19 protein-coding genes, 1 pseudogene and 3 riboswitches are annotated in these 23,037 nt (G+C 44.7%); of the genes and pseudogenes, 3 read left to right on the forward strand and 17 right to left on the reverse strand.

Annotated elements, in window-relative coordinates:
* Positions 1–25: 25 nt before the first annotated feature.
* The 3 genes from ald to pepF all read right to left on the reverse strand — a co-directional run bounded on the left by ald (position 26) and on the right by pepF (position 4,489).
* Positions 26–1,147, reverse strand: coding sequence for an alanine dehydrogenase (gene ald / locus BEP19_RS15645; protein WP_120190871.1), 1,122 nt, complete (start codon positions 1,145–1,147; stop codon positions 26–28).
* Between the two features lie 126 nt (positions 1,148–1,273).
* On the reverse strand, positions 1,274–2,491 hold the full coding sequence (locus BEP19_RS15650; RefSeq protein ID WP_120190872.1) for an MFS transporter: 1,218 nt from the start codon (positions 2,489–2,491) through the stop codon (positions 1,274–1,276).
* Between the two features lie 129 nt (positions 2,492–2,620).
* Entirely contained in the window at positions 2,621–4,489 is a 1,869-nt protein-coding gene (pepF, locus tag BEP19_RS15655; RefSeq protein ID WP_120190873.1) for an oligoendopeptidase F, read from the reverse strand.
* A 99-nt stretch (positions 4,490–4,588) separates the two neighbouring features.
* Here pepF and BEP19_RS15660 point away from each other — a divergent pair, with 99 nt between their 5' ends.
* The gene (locus BEP19_RS15660) at positions 4,589–4,921 is read left to right on the forward strand and encodes an ASCH domain-containing protein (RefSeq protein WP_120190874.1); all 333 of its coding nucleotides are present in this window, start codon (positions 4,589–4,591) and stop codon (positions 4,919–4,921) included.
* A gap of 96 nt (positions 4,922–5,017) precedes the next feature.
* On the opposite strand, the gene BEP19_RS15665 is transcribed toward BEP19_RS15660, so the two are convergent.
* From BEP19_RS15665 to metH, 12 genes are all read right to left on the reverse strand, one after another.
* The gene (locus BEP19_RS15665) at positions 5,018–5,647 is read right to left on the reverse strand and encodes an NUDIX hydrolase (RefSeq protein ID WP_245983642.1); all 630 of its coding nucleotides are present in this window, start codon (positions 5,645–5,647) and stop codon (positions 5,018–5,020) included.
* A 72-nt stretch (positions 5,648–5,719) separates the two neighbouring features.
* Positions 5,720–6,739 carry an ABC transporter substrate-binding protein gene (locus BEP19_RS15670; protein ID WP_120190875.1) on the reverse strand — a complete coding sequence of 340 codons (1,020 nt, stop codon included), beginning with the start codon at positions 6,737–6,739 and terminating at the stop codon, positions 5,720–5,722.
* A gap of 21 nt (positions 6,740–6,760) precedes the next feature.
* Positions 6,761–7,513, reverse strand: a complete 753-nt coding sequence (locus BEP19_RS15675) for an ABC transporter permease (RefSeq protein ID WP_120190876.1) — start codon at positions 7,511–7,513, stop codon at positions 6,761–6,763.
* Complete coding sequence (locus BEP19_RS15680; RefSeq protein ID WP_120190877.1) at positions 7,503–8,273, reverse strand: ABC transporter ATP-binding protein; 771 nt, start codon at positions 8,271–8,273, stop codon at positions 7,503–7,505. The genes BEP19_RS15675 and BEP19_RS15680 overlap by 11 nt, the downstream gene beginning before the upstream one ends.
* Positions 8,248–8,955: a thiaminase II gene (gene tenA, locus BEP19_RS15685; protein WP_120190878.1), complete on the reverse strand. Its 708-nt coding sequence runs from the start codon at positions 8,953–8,955 to the stop codon at positions 8,248–8,250. Before tenA ends, BEP19_RS15680 begins: the two co-directional genes overlap by 26 nt.
* A gap of 238 nt (positions 8,956–9,193) precedes the next feature.
* Positions 9,194–9,296, reverse strand: a riboswitch (TPP riboswitch).
* 32 nt (positions 9,297–9,328) lie between these two features.
* Positions 9,329–10,345 (reverse strand): thiazole biosynthesis adenylyltransferase ThiF, encoded by a 1,017-nt coding sequence (locus BEP19_RS15690; protein WP_120190879.1) that lies wholly within the window; start codon positions 10,343–10,345, stop codon positions 9,329–9,331.
* Positions 10,342–11,109 (reverse strand): thiazole synthase, encoded by a 768-nt coding sequence (locus BEP19_RS15695; RefSeq protein ID WP_120190880.1) that lies wholly within the window; start codon positions 11,107–11,109, stop codon positions 10,342–10,344. Before BEP19_RS15695 ends, BEP19_RS15690 begins: the two co-directional genes overlap by 4 nt.
* Positions 11,110–11,111: 2 nt before the next feature.
* Positions 11,112–11,315, reverse strand: coding sequence for a sulfur carrier protein ThiS (gene thiS / locus BEP19_RS15700; RefSeq protein WP_120190881.1), 204 nt, complete (start codon positions 11,313–11,315; stop codon positions 11,112–11,114).
* Between the two features lie 146 nt (positions 11,316–11,461).
* The gene (gene tenI, locus BEP19_RS15705) at positions 11,462–12,073 is read right to left on the reverse strand and encodes a thiazole tautomerase TenI (RefSeq protein WP_120190882.1); all 612 of its coding nucleotides are present in this window, start codon (positions 12,071–12,073) and stop codon (positions 11,462–11,464) included.
* Positions 12,074–12,146: 73 nt separating this feature from the next.
* Positions 12,147–12,260: riboswitch (TPP riboswitch) on the reverse strand.
* Positions 12,261–12,356: 96 nt separating this feature from the next.
* Entirely contained in the window at positions 12,357–12,716 is a 360-nt protein-coding gene (locus BEP19_RS15710; RefSeq protein WP_120190883.1) for a DUF1294 domain-containing protein, read from the reverse strand.
* Complete coding sequence (gene moaA, locus BEP19_RS15715; RefSeq protein ID WP_425452792.1) at positions 12,716–13,747, reverse strand: GTP 3',8-cyclase MoaA; 1,032 nt, start codon at positions 13,745–13,747, stop codon at positions 12,716–12,718. Before moaA ends, BEP19_RS15710 begins: the two co-directional genes overlap by 1 nt.
* A 173-nt stretch (positions 13,748–13,920) precedes the next feature.
* A complete protein-coding gene (metH, locus tag BEP19_RS15720; RefSeq protein ID WP_425452795.1) occupies positions 13,921–17,340 on the reverse strand; it encodes a methionine synthase in 3,420 nt (1,139 codons plus the stop codon).
* Between the two features lie 165 nt (positions 17,341–17,505).
* A riboswitch (SAM riboswitch) is annotated at positions 17,506–17,616 on the reverse strand.
* Between the two features lie 268 nt (positions 17,617–17,884).
* On the opposite strand from metH, the pseudogene BEP19_RS18295 reads away from it, so the two are divergent.
* Positions 17,885–18,155: pseudogene (locus BEP19_RS18295) on the forward strand (transposase); the annotation flags it as partial.
* A gap of 575 nt (positions 18,156–18,730) precedes the next feature.
* Here the strand turns inward: BEP19_RS18295 and BEP19_RS15730 are convergent.
* On the reverse strand, positions 18,731–19,213 hold the full coding sequence (locus BEP19_RS15730; RefSeq protein ID WP_170145402.1) for a MerR family transcriptional regulator: 483 nt from the start codon (positions 19,211–19,213) through the stop codon (positions 18,731–18,733).
* A gap of 98 nt (positions 19,214–19,311) precedes the next feature.
* Positions 19,312–20,064, reverse strand: coding sequence for an IclR family transcriptional regulator (locus BEP19_RS15735; RefSeq protein WP_120190888.1), 753 nt, complete (start codon positions 20,062–20,064; stop codon positions 19,312–19,314).
* Positions 20,065–20,314: 250 nt separating this feature from the next.
* On the opposite strand from BEP19_RS15735, the gene acnA reads away from it, so the two are divergent.
* Positions 20,315–23,017 carry an aconitate hydratase AcnA gene (acnA, locus tag BEP19_RS15740; RefSeq protein WP_120190889.1) on the forward strand — a complete coding sequence of 901 codons (2,703 nt, stop codon included), beginning with the start codon at positions 20,315–20,317 and terminating at the stop codon, positions 23,015–23,017.
* The last annotated feature ends 20 nt before the right edge of the window (positions 23,018–23,037 follow it).

Genomic DNA, 23,037 nt, shown 5'->3' on the forward strand with positions numbered 1-23,037 from the left:
GCGCGCGGCGAGGCAGATGCTTCGCTTAGGAGTCGCTTAAAAGCGCTTCAAGTTGTGTAAACGGCAAACCATGCGCTTCCGCGACAGCGCGGTAAGTAACCTGGCCTTCAGCAATGTTCACGCCTTTAGCGAGCGGACGATTATCTCGAGCGGCTTGCTTCCACCCTTTGTTCGCGATTTGCACGCCATATGGAACCGTCACGTTCGTCAATGCGACTGTCGATGTGCGCGCAACCGCTCCAGGAATATTCGCTACAGCATAATGAAGAACGCCATGCTTTACATAGGTTGGATTGCTATGCGTCGTAATCCGATCAATCGTTTCAATTGAACCACCCTGGTCAATCGCCACATCAACAATCACAGAACCTGGTTGCATTGTTTTTACCATCTCTTCGCTTACTAACCGCGGCGCCCGCGATCCAGGAATTAATACAGCGCCTACGAGTAAATCCGCTTTTTTGACCGCTTCCGCTAAATTGTAGCTGTTAGACATAAGCGTCTTTAAACGACCTTGAAACTGATCGTCTAACTGGCGCAAGCGATCCACATTAATGTCTAAAAGCGTGACATTCGCCCCTAGACCGATTGCCATTTTTGCCGCATTGGCGCCAACAATCCCGCCGCCAACAATAACGACCTCCCCAGGGGCAACTCCTGCAACCCCTCCAAGCAGCACACCTTTTCCACCTTTGGATTTCTCAAGAAACTGAGCCCCAATTTGAACGGCCATTCTGCCCGCCACTTCACTCATCGGTGTCAGCAACGGCAAAGCGCCATTGTCTAATTGAATTGTTTCATAAGCAATCGCCGTTACCTTTTTGTCCACAAGCGCTTTCGTTAATGCTGGCTCCGGAGCAAGATGAAGATATGTATAAATAATCATATCTTCGCGAAAAAAATCATATTCTTCCGCAAGCGGTTCTTTTACTTTAACAATCATATCCGCGGCCCACGCTTGTTTTGCGTCAGGGACAATCGTCGCTCCCGCCGCTCGATAATTCTCATCTGTAAAACCGCTGCCCATTCCCGCGTTTGATTGTACACGCACTTCGTGTCCACTGCCAACAAATGAGACGACCCCCGCAGGTGTCAATCCAACTCGATCCTCATTATCTTTAATTTCTGTAGGAACGCCAATAATCATTACTTCCATCATCCCCTCAAATAATTTCACTGGTACAATATTTTTATTATAACGTATCTACGTTTTCTTAACCTGTGTCAAGGACAAAATTTAACACTTTTTTTGAAAATTACGCAATTTGACCTTTTAGCCGGATCGCCGCAACATAAAATCCTCTGTTTGTTCTTCACGCTTTTCCACATTACGTAAATACCAGCAACCTGTAAACGTAATTGTCAAAATGAGCAAATCTCCAAGCACGACCCCAGGCCAACGCCACACATTCCAAAACCAGCCGAGATAAACACTGCCTAGACTCCCCCCTAAATAATAAGAAACAAGGTATAAGCTCGAGGCGCTCGCTCGAGCAAACATCACATGACTGTTCACCCAGCTTGCGGATAACGAATGGGAAAAAAAGAAACTAAAACAGATTAAAATTAACCCAATTAAAATGACAATTAACGATGGGTGCAGCGTACAGATCAAACCAAGGGCAAGCAGAATAATCCCAACTTTTAAACAACTCATCTTCCCCCAACGCTGGGACAACCTCCCCGCTACCGTCGATCCGATTGAACCCGCAAAATAAGTCAAAAAAAGCAATCCGAGAAATGTAGGCGATAAGTTGTACGGATCGGCGCTTAACCGAAATGTCATGTAATTAAAACTGCCTAAAAAAACAAAAAAATGAAGCCCGCCAATTAAAAAAGCGACCCGCAATGTTCGATTTTTCACATGCTCTATCATCGCGTTCGTCGCTTCACGAAAGTGAAACGGTATTTTTTGAAATCGCTTAGAAGGAGGCAGCAACTTATGAAAACTAAAGACGAACCCGAGGCTGATGATCCCAATTACGAAAAAGGAGGCTTTCCAACCCCATAGATCGGCAATCACGCCACTAGAGAGTCGGCCCGACATCCCGCCTAAACTATTGGCGCTAATATACATACCCATTCCGAGCGACAACGCGCCCGGGGAAAATTCTTCTGACATGTAGGCCATCGCGATCGCTGGCAAGCCAGCCAGAAAAAATCCTTGCAGAGCCCGGAAAGTGAGCAACCAATAATAATTCGTTGCGAAACCACATACAACGGTCATCGCCACTGCTCCGAACATCGTCCAATTCATAATTGATTTTCGTCCAATGGCATCTGAGATTGGGCCGTAGATCAACAGAGACAAACTAATACTAAATGTTACAATCGACAAAGAGAGACTGGCCGTGGCCGGGCTGATCTGGAATTGATCGGTGAACAGAGGCAACAATGGCTGTGTTAAATAGATCATCGCAAACACAAAGTAGGAGGCCAAACTTAAAGCGATCACTGCTCTCCAATATGCTTTTGTTCCTTGTTCGATCACGTTCGTCCCACCTTCCCGTTTACGACCAAATGTATGTAACAATAATAGCATGATTATTCCCAATAAGTGTTCGCAAATTGTGAACAATTGTTATAAATCTTAAAGGAGGCAGAGTAAGCGGACACCCGCCTACTCCTCCTGTAGCAGCTTTTCTAACTCGTCTAACGTTTCACTAAAACCTTGCAACGCTTGCTTCATGACTTTTGCTGAAGTCATATCGACCCCCGCTGCCTTTAAAATAGCGATCGGTTCATCTGAATCACCCGCTGCCAAAAAAACATTCAGATATCGCTCAACAGCCGGCTTTCCTACTTCTTTCATCTGCTGGGCAAATGCGTTCGCCGCGGCAAAGCCCGTCGCATATTGATACACATAATAGTTTCGGTAGAAGTGAGGGATGCGGGCCCAGCCTAATGTAGCCGCTTCATCGACTTCCAAACTCGGTCCGAAATACTTTTGCATCAAAGAGCCGTATAAGTCTTTTAGCGTTTGAGCCGTCAGTCCCTCTCCCTTTTCAATTTTTTCATGAATTTGTTGTTCGAACTCAGCAAACATTGTTTGTAAAAACAATGTGCCCGTATAGTCCTCTAACCGTTGATTTAAGATTTTTATTTTTTCCTGCTTTGTTTTTGCCTGTTTGTACATCTCTTCAAATAACAGCGCTTCGTTTGTCGTTGAAGCCACTTCTGCAGTAAAGATCGGATAGCCGGCATTTAAGTACGGCTGCTGTTTATTTGAAAAGTACGTATGCGCAGCATGGCCAAGCTCATGAGCTAGCGTGTATACATCATCCATTGTTCCTTGGTAATTGAGCAAAATAAACGGATGCGTGTCATAGGCCCCCCATTGATAAGCGCCCGCCCGTTTTCCAGGCGTATGGTAGACATCGATCCACCGCTCGTTAAAGGCCGTTTTCAACATCTCATTGTATTCATCGCCAAGCGCGCCTAATCCTTCTAACGCGCGTTGCTTTGCTTTTTCAAACGGAATATACTCCTCCCCTCCCCGCGTAAATGGCACATACAAATCGTAGAGGCGTAGCTTGTCCAGCCGACCGACCTTCTTTTTAAGGTCAATATAGCGATGCAGTTCCGGTAAATGCTTGTTCACACTGTTAATTAAGTTATCGTAAACTGAGATCGGAATTTGATTCGATTCCAAACTTGCCTGACGCGATGTCGGATATTTTCTTACATCCGAATAGAAAACGTTTTTCTTAACTTCTGCCGTGAGCACTTGAGCAAATGTGTCCTGAAATTGTAGCATCGTTCGATAATAAGCATCATAGGCGCGCCTACGCACCTCGCGATTTTCACTTTTTATAAACGAAGCATAATTTGAAGGAGTAAGCGTCACATCTTTGCCGCTCTCATCTTTAATCGTGGGATACGTCATATCTTTTGTCAGCATCCCAAAAATACTGCCAGGCGCTTCTGCTAATACGCCGCTTCTAGCCAATACTTGCTCCATCTCCTTCGGCAAGGTATGATCCTTACTATCAATTTTCGCTTGGATCCACCGATGATAATCGGCTAATTTCGGATCCTTCAACAACGACTTCATTTTATCAACTGGGATCGCCAGTAACTCAGGTGTAAAAAAAGAAGTCTTTTCACTAATCTTAATCGCTACATCGCCCGCTTGAGCCACGAACTGTTGATATTCAGAATCTGCCTTGTTCGTATGAAAGGATAGGGTCGCATACGCATACGCCTTTTCAAATGTTCGGTTTAAATCTACGTACAGATCAATCGCATCCTTAAGCCGATCCGCGGTTCGGTCCAACTTTCCCGACATCTTAGATAATTTCTCGGCTAATTGTTCACTTTTTGCTAAATCTTCCTTCCACGCTTCCGGTGTCGAATAAAGATCTTCCATTCTCCATTTATACTGGGTTGGAATCTCCTCGCGCGTTTCATATTTAACAGCGGCCTCGATTTGCAAGGGGCTTCCAGTAAACACACAACTAAAGGCAAGTAAAACACTAACAAAGGTCATCCTTAGTTTTCGCAGAATTGATCTCTCCTTTCCCTTTAAATGTAGTAAATGGTATGATAATGAAGGATCAAGCTTAATTCAATGTAGGAGGATATACGTATGTCAAACACATTACCCCCTAAAACATGCACAATCGAAAGAATGGTTACGCATGAAGGCGATGTCAAACTTGTCATTGAAGGAAAAAAACTGGCCACAAGACGTAATGGTCGCTATGCAGATCCTGGTGAACCGTTTGAACTTGCGGGCAAAAAATTTGTCGTGACTGACGTGTACCGACAAACACTTGGCGAGATGACAGATCAGCATGCCCAAGCGGAAGGTTATGAAAACATGGAAGCCTACAAAAATCATATCCTTTCTCTTCATGAAGGAATGCCATTCTTACCGCACATGCGCGTTTGGGTCCACGAATTTAAAGAAGTAGAGTAAAACACAAAAATAGAGCCTTGCGCTCTATTTTTGTTTGTATTATGAACATTAAGTGGCTTTGTTATGAAACAAAATAAAAAAGAGTGACCCGATCGGTCACTCTAATCCAATGTGTTGTCCTCTAATTTGCTCTATAAAAACATGGAGTATACGGGCTGTTAATCCCCAGATAACATAGTCTTGATAACGGTAAAAATACTCGGCCATGTTGGCCTTTCTCCATTTATAATACTTTCCATTTGGAATCAATTCAAATGGAAAATCTGCTGGCGGACTTACTTCAATCGGCACATGGTACACTTCGGGCTCATACTCAAGTAAGTGTGATAGCGGCGCAATGAACACTTCCTCAACCTCATCAGGATGGGGGTGTAATGGAGCGCCGTCCTTCAACTGACAAAGAAACGGATAGATAATCGAGTGCGTGGTCACTAAAATATCTAGCGGTCCAATCATTACCATCTCATCAGCATGAATCCCCAATTCCTCACACGTTTCTCGAATCGCCGCCGATTCTTCGGAAAGATCGTTCGGCTCCATTCTTCCCCCTGGGAAACAAATTTCTCCGGGTTGGAAACGGAGGTTGCGCCCTCTCACTTGAAATAATACACCCAGTTCCCCATTCTGTTTGACTAAGGGAACCATTACTGCCGCTTTAGACACAGTATCAAGACCCATTACACTGGGCGCTCGATTCTCATACATCGACTTAATCTGTTGGATCACGGTCAGGCCCCCCAATTTACGTTTAATCTTCCTGTACCATATCTTATCATGGGTGGCCCTCCAGTCATAGTCTTATAGCTTAATAAAACAAGCGTCGGCGTCAACGTCAACTTCGATCAGTTCTTGTTCTTTCATCCAATCGATTACTGCAGCCCATGATTCCACCGATTGCGACCCAAACTTGGCTTCTCCGTTTGAAGTCATTAGCGGTAACAGTACGCTTAGACTTTCTTCTTCAACATCTTTTTCTAACGGGAAAGACGCATCCTGTCTTTCGAGCAGCTTATCTAATGCCTCATCAGCATTCGCTTGGACATACTCGAACCCTTTGGTCATAACTTCTACGAAATCCTTAACCAGATCCGCTTGCTCTTCCGCTAATTTTTCACTTGTTACCAACATTAATTCGTGATAATCCGGCACACCATATTCAACAGGGTTAAACGCGCGTACAGGATGACCATTTTTCTTTAACAATACTTGTTCATGATTGATGTAACCACCGCTAATTGCATCCGCGTTGCCAGATGTAATGGCTGGCATTAGATCCCAGTTCACATCAACGAGGTTTACTTTACTTGAATCCCCGCCATCCGTTTCGATAATCGTTTTCACCAACGCTTCGTTCATCGGAATCGCTGGATAACCGATTGTTTTTCCTTCTAAATCCTTTGGTGATTCCACATCGCTATCTTCTGGCGCCATCAGCCAGTTTAGTGGGTGACGTACGATCGGAGCTACGCCAACGACCGGGATGTTTTCCGCGCGAGCCATGACCACTTGCGGTTGATAGTTCATCGCAAAGTCAACATCGCCCGTTGCTACCATTTTTAAAGGATCTGTCGTATCAGCTGGGATTTTAATGTCAAGTTCTAACCCCTTCTCTTCAAAATACCCTTGGTCGATCCCCGCGTAAAGAATCGAGTGAACCGCATTCGGATACCAATCCAACATGATCGACACCTTTTTTAATTCCGTGGCTCCTCCGTTACCTTTCCCTTCTGTCGCTCCACCGTTAGATGGATTTGACCCGCATGCTCCTAGCGCCAACATACTGGATGCTAGGAGTACCATACCTAACTTCTTAAACATACAAATTCAACGCCTTTACATTTATTTTTTTTCTTCATAAAACCAGGGAATCGATTTCTTCTCGATCCATTGAATTGTATAAAACAAGACAAAACCTGCTATGGATAGTAAAAACACCGTAGCAAACAACAAATCAGCCTGTAAGTTATGAGAGGCTCGCCTGCTAAAAAAACCCAAACCCGCGCTTGCGCCTAGCCATTCTCCAATTGTTGCCCCGATCACACTCGCTGTCGCAGCTACTTTTAGCCCGGAGAAAAAAGCGGGTAACGCTTGGGGTATTTGGACTTTAAAAAAGATCTGTCTACTATTCGCTCCCATTGTTTTCATCAGATTAACCCACTCTTGATTGGTCGCCCGCAATCCATCAACCCCTCCAACGACAATCGGAAAAAAGGTGATCAAAATAGTAACGGCTACTTTTCCCCAAATCGAGTAACCAAACCACATGATCAAGATCGGCGATAAAGCAACAATTGGAATCGTCTGCGAAGCAATCACAATCGGATAAAGCACTCTTTCGCCGATTTCTGAAAAATGGATCAACATTGCCGCCCCGACCGCAATGACAATCGACAAAAACAAACCGAGAATAACTTCCCACAGCGTCACAGGCAAATGTGTAAACAAGAGTAGTTCCCAATGCTTTCCTAATGCCGCAAAAATGCGACTTGGCGGAGGTAAAATAAACACTGGCACATTCAACAGTCGGACAATCCCTTCCCACGCTAACCCAAACGCAACTGTGATGATGAGTAAGAGTCGACTATTTTTCATTGGTTTCCTTCTTAAATAACAACTCGGTTATTTTTGAACGCAGTTCAATAAATTCTTTCGTTAGATGAAGATTATTTGGCCTCGGTCGTTCAAACGGCACAACAATTTCTTGAAACGGGCCTGTCTGGCCTTTTTCCATGATAAAAATTCGATCCGACAAAAAGATTGCCTCTTCAATATCATGCGTAATCAAGAAGATCGAACGTCCCCATTCTTGCCACGTATCGGTCAACCACAGCTGCATTTCTCGACGCGTAAACGCGTCAAGGGCGCTAAATGGTTCATCTAACAATAGCAAGTGATGCCCGCCAAGCATCGCTCGCAAAAAGGAAACCCGCTGTCTCATACCTCCTGAAAGTTGGTCGGGAAAAGCTTGAGCAACGCCCTCCAAACCAAAGGAAGGAAGATATTCATGTACCTGCTGCTCCGCTTCCTTGATTCGAACACCCTGGATTTCCAATGGCAGAGCCGCGTTTTCTGTAATCGTTCGCCACGGCATTAGCATATCCTGTTGCGGCATCAAGCTCACATGTCCTAAGCGTTCGTTCGCTCCACCGTTAAACTCAATCTCTCCGCTGGTCGGTTGATAGAGCCCGGCCATCAATTTGACGACCGTGCTCTTTCCGCAACCGCTTAACCCAACCAAACTAACAAATTCGTTCTCTTTGATTTCACAATCATGCTGGGAGAGAATCGTGGTTCGCTCACGTTCCGAATCGTATGTGAATGATATATTATCGAACTTGAGTAACGTTGCCATTAGCCTTGATCTCCGCTGGCCAGTCATGTCCGTGGTATGCCATATCCCAGAACATATACTCAAATCGAGATGTGTTCAAGAAAATTTCTTCTAGAACAGCCAAGTCACGCTCAGGCTTTCCTTCACCCGCCCGATCGATAAAACCGATCAACCATTGGGCTAGATCGCCAAACTCCTTGGATGAATACGTTTTTACCCAATCACCATAAAATTCATGTTCAAGTGATTTTGGATTCGTTTCCGCCAAGCGCGCGCCAATTTCCCAGTAACCCCACGCGCATGGTAAGACTGCGGCAGCTATTTCTTCAATTGTGCCGCTATAGGCCACATGTAACATATAGTGCGTATACGCAATGTTGGTTGGTGTGCGGATCGTTGACTCTAACTCTTCATTTGAGATGCCAAAACGCGCCGCATATTTACGATGCAAATCCATCTCAAAGTGCAATGTCTCATGGAGCAACTTACTAAACCAGTTGGCTGTATCTAAATCACGCGCTTTTGCCGCTCCAAGAGCAAACATTTTCGTGTAGTCGACCAAGTATACATAGTCCTGCTTCATATAGAATTCGAATGCTTCACGATTTAACGTTCCGTCCCCTAGACCTCGCACAAACGGATGCGCATGCTTTTGTTCCCAAATCGGCTTTACCTTCTCATGTAATCTTTCTGAAAATCTCATTTTATTTATTGCTCCTTTCGGTATCACACCATTTTATAATAGATTCATGCCATGACATCTGTGGATTCACTCACCTAGAACAGCAAGATTATTCGAGGACTCTAATGGCAAATAAAGAAGCCGCAATCACCCCTTTCAAATCCGTAAATTCACGTTCATATATGCATCAAACAAGAAACGATTGAATAAAAAATGCCACTTTCACAAATTGAAAGTGGCAAGATACGCACATGCATCATGTATTTTCTCACCACTTCCCTTCGCTGTTTTTATACAGATCAGGTTCAAAGGGTCGGAATTATCATTCCATCTCAGACCTTCGGACTCCCCTAGTGGATCTATCTATTCAATTAATCTAGTAATTTCAAGACGATTACCCTAAAAATCGATGATAAAGCGTACGCGCCTCAGTAACATCTTTTGTGCCATGCACGAGAACTCTGCCATCTTGAAAAATCGCTAAACGGTGCGCGCCTGTTGATAACGATACGAGATATGGATTTTTTTCTATCTGGCCGTGAACAGCAAGTGATTGGGCCAATTGCTCCAGATCCCTTTGCATCGGAACAGGCGGACGAATTTGAACCGTATCCCTTCCGCACAGCACAGCTGTTTTCGTATGGTTTGCTTGGCTCAAAAACGGAAAACTTGGCTGTTTTCCGCAAGATGGACAATCATCTTTTTTTAATTTATCGACTCGAATCGTCGTGTGTTGATTCGTCCATAAATCAAAAGACAGTAACGTGGGACGAACCGCATCAAAGTCTTCTACTAATATTTTCATCGCTTCTACCGTTTGATAGGCGACAACCATTTGCACATTCGGACTAATGATTCCCGCAGTATCGCACGTCGCTCCGCCCATCGGCACACTTTCTAGCAAACAAGACAAGCACGGTGTTTGTCCCGGCAGAATCGTATACGTTAAACCATAACTTCCAATGACAGCGCCATAAATCCAAGGAATTCGATACTTTTGCGCCGCGTCATTAATCAATAAACGTATATCAAAATTGTCTGTGGCATCCATGATTAAATCAACGCCTTCGACAAGCTCATCAATCTCTTCCGTGGTTACGTCGGTAACTTTAGCGATAATCTCCACTTCCGAATTCACTGCGCTCAATCGATTGTAAGCCGCAATTGCTTTTGGCATCCGCTCAGTTGCGTCTTGCTCTGTATAAAGCTGCTGCCGTTGCAGGTTGCTCCACTCTACATAGTCCCGATCGACAATCGTCAATTTTCCGACGCCTGCCCGAACGAGCGTTTCAGAGGCTCCTGTCCCTAACGCGCCCGCTCCGATCATAAGGACATGCTTCTGAGATAACTTACGCTGTCCTTCTTTACCAATGGGTTGAAATAATTCTTGCCGTGAATACCGATCGCTCAAATTGTGCTCAACCCTTCCAGTGGACTACTCGCAGAAGCATATCTTTTTCTTGGGATTCGCCCAGCTTCATATCCAAGTCGTCCCGCTTCAATTGCTAGTTTCATCGCTTTTGCCATTTTCACTGGATCTTTTGCCCCGGCCACTGCTGTATTCAGCAACACACCATCAGCTCCCATTTCCATCGCGATTGCCGCATCAGAAGGCGAACCAATCCCGGCGTCAACGATAATCGGCACAGTCGCTTGCTCAATGATAAAACTTAAGTTTAGCGGGTTTATGATCCCCTGACCAGAACCGATTGGCGACGCGCCAGGCATAACCGCATGGACCCCAAGCTCTTGTAACCTTTTTGCCAACAAGACATCGTCTGAAGTGTAGGGCAATACCGTAAACCCTTCCTCTAATAAAATCTCAGAGGCCTTCAACGTTTCGATTGGATCAGGCAGCAAGGTCTTTTCATCACCGATGATTTCGACTTTAATCATGTCGCACAATCCCGATGCCCTCGCTAACTTAGCAATACGCACCGCTTCCTCCGCAGTAGAAGCGCCCGCAGTATTCGGCAACAAGGTATAGTTATTCACGTCCAACATCTCTAAAAAGTTAGGCTGACTAGGTTCATATATGTTCATTCGGCGGACCGCAAATGTGAGAATCTGAGATTCTGAAACATCTACCGCTTCCTTTTGAATTTCAAAACTTTCAAACTTCCCTGTGCCTAACAGCAATCTAGAATTAAATTCATAGGGTCCAATGGTTAACATGTTCATCCGCCTCCCACAAAGTGTACAATCTCAATTCGGTCACCATTCGTCAATCGTGTTTTAGCATGTTGATCTTTTTCAAGTATGCTCGCATTCACTTCAACAATGACCACTTTTTCTCCAAGCTCAAAATGCTGGAGTAAATCAGAGATGAATTCTAGAGAATCAGGAACTTCAATTTGATCTCCGTTAATGACTAAGTTCATAAAAATCTCCACCTCCAGGCCTTTAATTTTAGTATAATTTAATTTTAGTATAATCTATTACGCTTTAATATCGCCACGCCCAGGTTCCCTCAAGTTCGCCCAGACAACACGACCCATCGGAATACCTTCTTGATAAATCTACGACATCAACGCTGCATCCGTAATGCCAGCGCGTATTGCTCAGCAACCGCAGTAGGATCAACATGGTCGAGGATCCCCGACATAACCGCGATCCCCGCCGCTCCCGCTTGCAACACAAGCGGGACGTTTATCGGACTGATGCCGCCAATTGCAATAACAGGGATACGGACACTATTAACAACACTAGCTAATGCTTCAATCCCGCGCCCTTCTAGGCCTTGCTTTGATCCGCTTTCAAAAATGTGGCCATAGATCACATAATCCGCCTGTTGTCGTTCCATTTCCATTGCTTCTTGTTCAGAATGGACCGAACACCCGATCCGAAGTTGCGGAAACCTCTGTCTGACAAATTGTGGCTCCAAGCTGTGATATGCGAGTTGGACGCCGCTTACATTCGCGGCTAAAGCGAGATCGACGCGATCGTTAACGACAATCTTCTCTTTTGGAATGCCTAATTTGAGAAGAATTTGAATTCCATCCCAAATCTCCTTTGCCGATTTCGCTTTCTCACGCAAATGAAAATGAGTAACAAACGACTGGACTTCAGCCGCGATTTTTGCAAATTGGGTAAGAGTCTTCTTCCCATCACTAATTAAGTGAAGCTCTGGACCTGACATCTATCTATCACTCCATAGCAAATAAGAAGCCACTTTCAGTTTATTACAGTAGAAAGTGGCTAGATATTCGTATTCGTTGAACGATCCACTTCCCTTCGCTGGTGTTACCCAGATCAGGTTCAAAGGGTCGGAATAAATCATCCATCTCAGCTAAGACTGCTCGTCCATAGCTCCCCCAGTGATATGTTATTTTCGGATCTTTTAGTACTTTTATCTTAAACATGATTTTTTCGCTTGTCAACATCCTAATACGTAACATTTACCTCGTCCTCGCTCGAATCGTTCACTTTTTCTTAACAATCAGGAAGAAAATGAGGTGAACCAAAAGCGTAACTAATGTGATCCAAAAAGCGGTCAACGTCGGACCATTCCAACGAAAAGCCAACCAATAAAATCCGAGGACATGAAGGGTTATGAATAGAGGGACAACAAGCTTAAACTGCCATTTACGCGTCTTGTGCCGAAAATCATTCATCCCTCGTAAAGCGCCAAGCGCACCGCCGCAAGCCGTCAGCAAAAACAAAGTCGCTTCTGGTATTCGCCAACGGCCGCGACGAGCGCGACGCTTATCCAATCCAAAACAAAAATAAGTGACAATATTAAGGACAAACCAATAACCGCTAACCCACTTCAACCAGCTCATTAGCCGCCGATATGGGACATCTCGATCTTTTCTCGTTGATTCAGTTCAGTTGTATTCGTTAACCGAATTTCGGAGTATCGATCGCCGCGATTTTCCCAAACGTCAACAATCATTTGACGCAACTGTTGATCATTGATCCCTTCGCGTAACGGTTCACGCAAATTCGTTCCTTCAGACGCAAACAAACATGTGTAGATCTTACCTTCAGCGGAAATCCTCATTCGGGTGCAAGTCGAACAAAACGCTTGCGTGACTGAAGAAATCAAACCGATTTCCTTCGTCGTTCCTCTATATCGATAACGGGAGGCGACTTCGCCGTAATAATTGGGGTCGATTGGTTCTAGTGGTAATTCACGGTCAATCGCTTCAATAATTTGTCGACTGGGCACAACCTGATCGAGCTGCCAGCCATTACTGTTTCCTACGTCCATAAATTCGATAAAGCGAAGCGTATGTCCCTTTTCATAAAAGTATTTGGCCATTGGGACAACATCTTGTTCATTGACCCCTTTTTGCACAACCATATTAATTTTCACGCCAAGCCCTTCGCTAGCCGCCGCTTCGATCCCTTCGAGCACGCGGGTAACCGAAATTCCTCTTCCGTTCATTTTACCAAACCGTTCTTCATCTAAACTATCTAGACTGACCGTCACGCGATGTAGTCCCGCCTTTTTCAAAGCCTGGGCTTGCTGCGCGAGCAACGAGCCGTTGGTGGTCATAGCAATGTCCCGAATTCCCTCTACTTTGCTGATCATTTCAATAAATTCCGGGAGGTCTTTACGCATCAACGGTTCCCCGCCTGTAATACGTAACTTATCTACTCCTAACGAAGCAAAAACACGCGTAACTCTTGTCATCTCTTCAAAGCTTAACAATTTCTGCCTTGGCAAAAACGCAAAGTCTGGTCCAAATAATTCAGCTGGCATACAGTACTGACAACGAAAGTTACAACGATCTGTAACAGAAATTCGCAAATCCTTCAGCGGTCGACCTAATGTATCGACAATGCCGTTATTTAAAAATTGGGACACTTCTTTCTCACCTCTCCACAAGGTCATTCTAGTAGTTACCTTCTCTATCTCTATTTTAACTCTATTCCTGATGATAATGGAAGTAAAAAGCGCTCAACACTATATAATAGGAAGTAATAGGAAGTTTATCACCAAAAAAGGAAAAAGAAGGAGCGTGAATGCTCCTTCCTTCACTAGTTATCCGCGCTAAAATAACGCGCTTGCGGGTGCGAAAACACCATCGCAGAAACAGACGCCTCTGGTTCCATCATCGAACCTTCCGTTAATTCCACACCGATTTGACTCGGATCCAACAAACGGAATAGCTGTTCTTGATCGTCCAAATTAGGACAGGCCGGATATCCAAAGGACACGCGAATCCCATGATAGCGGGCGCCAAACCGATCTGCCATTGTCATCTCGAGCGGATCTGGGAAGCCCCAACTATCGCGGATGATATGATGCAATCTTTCCGCAAAAGCTTCGGATAATTCTAATGCGACTGACTGTACCGCGTGCGATTTAACATACTCGCCTTGCTCCTTATACCGTTCGGAGATCTCGCGGATTCCTTTCCCTGCGGTAACGACCAAGAACGCAACATAGTCCATGACTCCACTGTCGATCGGTTTTACAAAGTCTGCTAAGCACAGGTAAGGAGCCCGTGGTTGACGAGGAAAAGAAAACCGCTCCAGTTCTTTCGAATGGTCGTTCGGATCGTAAATAATGACGTCATTGCCATCCGCTTGAGCAGGGAAAAATCGGTATACTCCACTCGCTTCAATGGTCCCTTTCTGTTTTCCTTCCAGCAACAGCGTATCAATCACTTCTTTTAATTCAAGCGTTTTTGGATCTTGTTCTTCAATCAATTTGTTCACGTTGCCGCGAAGCCCCATGTGCTTTCCGAGCAACATCCGCCAATTAATATACGGTTCTAAATGGGTAAGCGGATAATTTCGAAGCACATGCGGCTCGAAATCAGGAGCCTCATAAATGGGCAATGTTCGATCGATATCCGAGATTTTCGGCTGACCATCATCGCTAGCGCTCTTCTCTTCTTTCGCCGCTTCCTCTTCTTTCAGATCGTTTAACTGCCTATCACGCAATTCATCGACTAACTTTTGTCGTCCTTCTGAATCCATGATTTGATTGGCTAAATCAAGTCCACGCATCGCGTCCCGCGCATATACGACCAACCCATCATACTCGGGTGATATTCGGTTTTCAGTGAATTTTCGAGATAAAGCAGCGCCTCCGACTAAAATTGGAACATCGATCCCCGCCGCCTTCAAGTCTTGAGCCGTTGTGACCATTTGGTGAGCTGATTTTACGAGCAACCCTGACAAACCGATCGCATCCGCTTCGGTTTCTCGATAGGCGCGAATCAAATCTTCCGGTGGAACTTTAATTCCCAAATTAACAATTTCATATCCGTTATTGGACAAAATGATTTCAACTAAATTTTTCCCAATATCGTGAACGTCCCCTTTGACCGTCGCCAAAATGATCTTTCCTTTGGTCGATGAACTCGCCTTTTCCATAAAGGGTTCAAGGTGGGAAACGGAGGTTTTCATCACTTCAGCGCTTTGCAGCACTTCCGCCACAATCAGCTCATTGTTATTGAAAAGACGCCCGACTTCACTCATTCCATTCATCAACGGTCCGTTGATAATTTCTAACGGCGGATATTTTTGAAGCGCTTCGTCTAAGTCTTTGATCAGCCCGTCTTTTGAGCCTTCGACGACATATTGCGCTAACCGCTCCTCTAACGTCAAATTAGAAATTTCTATTTTCTTCTCTACCTTCTTTTCCCGGTAGAAGGCAGTAAACGTAGCAAGCGTTTCGTCCGTTGTGTCAAACAAAAGCTCTTCTGACATTTGACGCTCTTCCGCCGGTATCGAAGCAAACCGCTCGAGTTTCTCGGTATTAACGATAGCATAATCCAATCCCGCTCTTGTACAGTGGTACAAATAGATCGCGTTTAGCACTTCGCGACCAGCAGGCGGCAGACCAAATGACACGTTGCTCACACCTAAGATCGTTTGACATTCAGGCATGGCCTCTTTGATCATTCGAATCCCTTCGACGGTTTCTTTCGCTGATCCAATGTACGACTCATCACCTGTTCCAACTGGGAAAACGAGCGGGTCAAAAATAAGGTCACGCGGATCGAGACCGTACTTATTCACCAACAGATCGTAGGAACGCTGCGCCACTTCCAACTTACGCTCACGCGTCACCGCCATCCCCGTTTCATCGATCGTTCCAACAACAACGGCCGCTCCATAGGTTTTAACCAACGGGGCTACCTGTTCAAAGCGCTCCTCCCCGTCTTCCAGGTTAATCGAGTTGATGATCGCTTTTCCTTGTGAAAATTTCAAAGCAAGTTCAATTACTTCGTGGTCAGTTGAGTCAATCATCAGCGGGACTTTCACCTTTTTAACGACATAGTCCAAAAACTTACTCATATCTTCCGCTTCGTCTCGATCAGGGTCCGCTAAACAAACGTCGATAATATGAGCCCCTTTTCGAACTTGGCCGCGAGCAATCTCGGAAGCTTCCTCGTACTTTTCTTCTTTAATTAAGTTTTTAAACTTTCTAGAGCCGATCACGTTCGTTCGCTCCCCGACAAACAACGGTCGGTTGTCCTCTTCCAAATAAACCGGTTCGATTCCTGACACAACATGACCGTGCGGTTCAGCTTCCGTCCTCGGTTTGTAATCCTTTAATTTTTCAGCTAATACCCGAATGTGTTCTGGCGTTGTACCGCAACAGCCACCGGCGATATTCAACCAACCTTGTTTTGCAAAATCCGCCAACTTGGTTGCCAGCGCTTCCGGTGATTCGTGGTAATGCCCGTTTTCGTCAGGCAACCCCGCGTTCGGATAACAGCTCACCCCACACTGGGCCAATTCGGAAACGGTTCGGATATGGTCTCGCATGAACTCCGGACCTGTAGCGCAGTTTAGACCAACGGAAAGCGGTTTTAAATGTTCTAACGAAATATAAAACGCTTCGATGTTTTGCCCCGCAAGCGTTGTTCCCATCGGCTCGATCGTCCCCGAGATCATCACAGGCAGTTCTTTTTCAAGTTCTTTGAATGATTCTTTAATCCCGATGCTGGCTGCTTTAACGTTCAACATATCTTGAGCCGTTTCAAGCAGCAAGAGGTCTACCCCGCCTTGAATTAGAGCCCTGGCCTGTGATCGGTACGATTCAACCAATTCATCAAAAGTAACGCCGCCCGTTACAGATAACGTTTTCGTCGTCGGACCCATCGCGCCCGCAACAAAACGTGGCCACTCTGGCGTCGAGTATGCGTCAACCGCTTCTCTCGCAATTCGAGCCGCGGCTATATTAATTTCCTCATCATATTCTTCAAGATCATATTCAGCTAAAACAACCGTTGCTGATCCGAATGTATTCGTTGAGATGATGTCTGCGCCCGCTGCCAAATACTCTTTGTGGATCTGTAAAATAACATCCGGACGGGTGATATTAAGGTTCTCGTTACAGCCATCTAGCTCTTCTCCACCGAAATCCTCCTCGGTGAGATTCGCTTGCTGAAGCATTGTCCCCATCGCCCCATCAAGAATTAAGATCTTTTTCTCCATCTGTCGCTTCAAACTTTGCTCAGACAATTCCTTCCACTCCCTCCACCTACTCATTGTAATCTGTCTTTTTACATAGTGTACCAGATACAATGCTAGTACTGTCTGTTTTTAACGGTTTACAAATAAAAAACTCCTTCGTATAAGAAGGAGTGATTTGTCTACGTCTTCTTATCTTTCAGAACCTTCGACCGTCGTTCTGCTGGAATTAGCACCTGCTAGTATCCTAACGGTTGCTGGGCTTCAAAGGGCCAGTCCCTCCACCTCTCTAGATAAGTCAAGTTTAATTGTTAGTAGTACACTATCATTGAAAATATATATTGTCAATATAACGATGTTCGAAACAGTTCGGTGCGCTGCTGGAAAAAAGATAGACGGGGATCAGGGGGGCAGCAGACATAGTTATGGAATGTTGTTGATGAAAAAGAAGAGATTGGCGCGCAGCTCTTTATTTCCATAGTTATTTAAATTTGTGGATGGACAAACTAACTTGTTTAAGTTAAGATAGGAACAGGTGTTCCCTATTGGGTTAAAAGGAGGATTCCACATGCTTCAAAAACGCGACTTTTTTGTCAATCAAAATGTCCGCCTCGAACGTCTCCAACAGCATTTTAATCGTTTTAAAAAAGAAGAAACTTGCAGACATGTCCTCAATCAACTCATTATTTTTAAGCAAAAACAACAACACAAATGTCCGCATTGCGCAAGCGTAACAGTTGTTCGTTACGGGAAATACCGTGATCGCCAACGCTACAAATGCAAGGAGTGCTGTAGAACTTTTAATGATTTAACCAATACCCCTCTACACTACACCCATTCACCTTATAAATGGATTCAATTTATCTATAGCCTTATTTGCAAACAAACATTGGCTTTTTCATCTTCAGATGTAGATATCTGCTATTCTACTGCTTATTTCTGGCGGCATAAAATCATTCATGCTTTAGCCCACGTCAACCCCGATCCGAAACAAACGATCCTAATCCACTCTAAATACCCGTATCTCTGTGTCCGCCAACACCCACCACAGCTGATTGGAGATTCAGAGGATGGACTCAAATTTACTAATTGGATCCAATCATTTCAATGGATCGCAAGAAGGTTTGTTGACCGCTATCTCGCTTGGTTCCAATTTCTCGAAAAACTAGACACGGATTCGGACCTGGACAAAATTAAATTTATGCTATTTTCGGCATGTTCCCAACCGCTTCTTCAAACATACAACACTATTAAAATTAAATCTCCTTTTTAGATAAAATGACCGATCAACAACATTCGATAGCTATACGAAAATATTTAAGATTATAACCCGCCTCTCATATGCATTAATACCATTCCAAACGTGATTAAAAAAGGACTACCCATTGGCAGCCCCTTTCATCAATCGCGCTTTTTATAAAGTAAAGTTCATGACCCGAGACCAGATTCCTTTTTTCTTCTTCTCTCTCTCTTCTCGAATCTTACCGAGATTATCCATCAGTTCTTGATCCCGTTTTGCGATTTCAACCTCTTGCATCCTTGTTTTTAAATCCGCAATTTCATGTTGTAGTAATTCTATCGTTTGCTTCATCTCCTCAATCATTTTGGAATCTATCGCAAGATCCCCGACCGAGATGCCGGCTTGGATTAAAGAATGCTCAGCTTGTCCAAATTTTTCGCCTAATCCTTCACGAATATCATGTTGATCTAAGCCATTATCCCTTGCTTCTTGTATAAATTGAAAAACAACTAATGCGTCCTTTTTAAACCGAACCTGTTTTCCCTCGATATCCATCGGAACAAACTGGTAAAACTGATCCTTCCAGCTACGAACACTTTGCCACGTCGTATTCAATTCCTTTGCCATATCTTTTAAGGAGTACCACTGTTCCGCCAAACTACTCATCCTTTCCAGAAGATTCTAAATCTATTCTAGCAAAGATGTTGCGAGAATTATGTCAGATAGTGGATAACACTTGTGTAAGAAATTGTTCGCTATTGTCGGATCAATGTCATTCTCCCCATTCTCATTGCCGCATCCATCACAATCGGAGCGATTTCTCGCATTTTTTCCTCTGTTAGACGAGAAACTGGTCCTGAAACAGATAAGACCCCGAGCAGTTGCCTGTGACGATCAAAAATCGGAGCCGCAACAGCGCTCGTTCCTGATTCCCGTTCTTCCAGACTCGTCGCATAGCCATCGCGACTGATCCGCTCCAGTTGTTGGCGATACCGGTTCAAATCAACCAACTCCGGCCAACCTGGATCTCTTAAGATATAATTTTGAGTTTCTAAATCGGAAAATGCAACTAGCGCTTTGCCCGATGCTCCGACAGACAAAGGCAATCTGATTCCAATACGAGCGACGCGACGAATCGGGTGGTTGCTTTCAATCGCTTGGATCCTGATCCGCTCCCTTTCATCACGCACATATAAACTAATCGTCTCTCCTAGCGCGTCACGCAACTTTCGCATATCAGGATAAAATAGTTGGGCCGGATCATCTTCATGGACCAGGTTTGACGATAATTCCCATAAACTTAATCCTAGTCGGTATCGATCTGACAATGGGTCGCGACGCAAGAAGCCTTTTCCCTCCAATGACGCTAGTAATCGGTGGACTGTACTTTTATTCAAAGACACCTTGACGGCAATCTCTGTTAGACTCAATTCACTTTCTTCGGTAAAACAAAGCAGGATATCTAATGCGCGCTCAACCGCGCGAACCGTTAACTTTTTATCCCCCACCTTGCGCGCCTCCTTAATTGTTTCATTCTATGAAACTAAGTTTTAACTGATAACATTATAGGCTAGCCGCTGTTCTTCGTAAATATTAACAACAAAAATAGGTGTCACTGTGTGAGACAAAAGCAAATCACTATGTACGGCTGGAAAATCAAAGTGTATAATGTTAATTAGATAATCTAGGTTCCATTAGGTGAAACCCAATTCTAAAAATAACAAATTTCATCTATTTGCCTGAGAAGGAGGATACAACATGTCAAACAATAATCATTTTAGCGCTAAGGCAGAACTAAAAGTCGGCGGTAAATCTTACACCTACTTTTCCTTAGCTGATCTAGAAAAACTTGGACCTGTGTCCAAGTTACCGTATTCAATGAAAGTTCTTCTCGAAGCTGCTGTGCGTCAGTTCGATGGAAAAGCAATTACAGAAGAACACGTAAACAAACTTGCCAATTGGACAGCTTCCCGCGATACAAATCAAGAGGTGCCATTCAAGCCCGCGCGAATCGTACTTCAAGACTTTACGGGAGTCCCGGCAGTCGTCGATTTAGCAGCGATGCGCGCGACAATGGATCGAATGGGCGGAGATGTTTCCAAAATTAATCCGCTTGTGCCTGTTGACCTCGTCATCGACCACTCCGTAATGGTGGACAACTTTGGAAGTGACGATGCTTTGGAGTTAAATGAAAAGATCGAATTTGAGCGAAACGCTGAACGGTATCGCTTCCTGCGTTGGGCGCAAACTGGTTTTGATAACTTCCGCGCGATTCCGCCATCCACGGGGATTATCCACCAAGTGAACTTAGAGTACTTGGCTTCGGTGGCAGCAACGAAAGAGGTAGACGGAGAAACACACGTTTTCCCTGATTCCCTAGTTGGAACCGACTCGCATACAACGATGATTAATGGGCTTGGTATCGTTGGTTGGGGGGTTGGCGGAATTGAGGCCGAAGCAGGAATGCTTGGTCAACCTCTATATTTTATTACGCCTGAGGTCGTTGGTTTCAAATTAACGGGAACTCTTGCGGAAGGAGCAACCGCGACAGACCTTGCCTTGACAGTGACAAACTTACTTCGAACAAAAGGCGTCGTTGGGAAGTTTGTAGAGTTCTTCGGACCCGGTGTTAGCGAGATGAGTTTAGCGGACCGCGCCACTGTCGCTAACATGTCCCCTGAATACGGAGCAACCGTTGGATTTTTCCCTGTTGATGCGGAAACGTTAAATTACTTGCGTTTAACCGGACGCAGCGAGGAACAAATCGAGTTAGTTGAATCATACTACAAGGCGCAAGGCATGTTCCTAGAGCCAGATAGTCCTGAGCCAACGTATTCTGAAGTCGTTGAACTGGACCTTTCCACTGTGACTCCTTCTTTGGCTGGACCGAAGCGTCCGCAGGATCGAGTAGACTTGACCGAAATGAAGCAATCATTCAACCAGGTCGCGCGTGATCCGATTGAAAAAGGCGGTTATGGTTTGTCTAATGATGATCTGAAAAAAGAAGTGGCTTTACAACATCCGAACGGCGAAAAAACTTCCTTAAAGAATGGCGCTGTCGTCTTGACCGCTATTACGAGTTGCACAAACACATCCAACCCAAGCGTACTGATCGGCGCCGGATTGGTTGCAAAGAAAGCAATTGAAAAAGGGTTGAAAAAACCTGCCTATGTAAAAACTTCATTAACGCCTGGTTCACGGGTCGTTACAGATTATTTAGTGGAAGCTGGATTGCTTGATCCTTTAGAACAGCTTGGTTTCCACGTGGCTGGTTATGGTTGCGCGACTTGTATCGGAAACTCCGGTCCTCTTCCAGGCGAAGTGAGCAAAGCGATCGATGAAGAAGATTTGACTGTTGCCGCTGTTCTATCTGGTAACCGAAACTTTGAAGGACGCATTCATGCCGAAGTCAAGGCAAATTACCTTGCATCCCCACCGCTTGTGATCGCCTATGCGCTTGCTGGAACGGTAGATATCGATTTGGTAAATGAACCGATCGGCTTTGATACGAACGATCAGCCTGTTTATTTGAAAGACATCTGGCCTACTTCTATAGAAATTGACGAAGCGTTAAGTAAGGCTGTCCGCCCAGAATTGTTCCGAAAACGTTATAAAGACGTATTTAACGCGAATCAACGATGGAACGAAGTCAACGCGCCAGAAGGCGAGCTCTATGAATGGGATCCTCAATCGACTTATATCGCAGAACCCCCATTTTTCAAAGAGTTATCTACGGAACTAGCTGATATTTCGGATATCAAAGGAGCTCGCGCCCTAGCGCTGTTTGGGGACTCTGTTACAACAGACCACATTTCTCCAGCAGGTAGCATTAGCGCGGACAGTCCAGCTGGTCGTTATTTACAAGACAAAGGGGTCAAACGGGAAGATTTCAACTCTTACGGCTCCCGACGCGGTAACCACGAAGTGATGATGCGCGGCGCGTTTGCAAACATTCGAATCCGTAATCAAATGGCGCCAGGCACAGAAGGCGGTTTTACAAAGTACTTGCCAACAGGAGATGTGATGTCGATTTATGATGCGTCTCTGAAATATCAAGAGGATAAAACACCGCTTGTTGTTATCGCTGGTAAAGAATACGGGACAGGAAGTTCGCGTGACTGGGCTGCCAAAGGACCATTACTACTCGGAGTAAAAGCGGTTATTGTGGAAAGTTTTGAACGGATTCACCGTAGCAACTTGGTTGGGATGGGAATTCTGCCCCTGCAATTTGTTGATGGGACAAGCGCCCAGTCGGTCGGAATTACTGGAACAGAAACTTTTGACATTATCGGATTAAACAATCAGATTAAACCGAGTCAAAAACTAAAAGTAAAAGCAACTCGCGAAGATGGAAGTAGCTTTGAATTTGATGTAATTGCCCGATTAGATAGCAGTGTAGATATCGAATACTACCGCAATGGCGGTATTTTGCAGACGGTTTTACGTCAATTAGCAAAATAAAAAAGAATAATATAAAAAAG

Source organism: Ammoniphilus oxalaticus, assembly GCF_003609605.1.
Taxonomy (GTDB): Bacteria; Bacillota; Bacilli; order Aneurinibacillales; family RAOX-1; genus Ammoniphilus; species Ammoniphilus oxalaticus.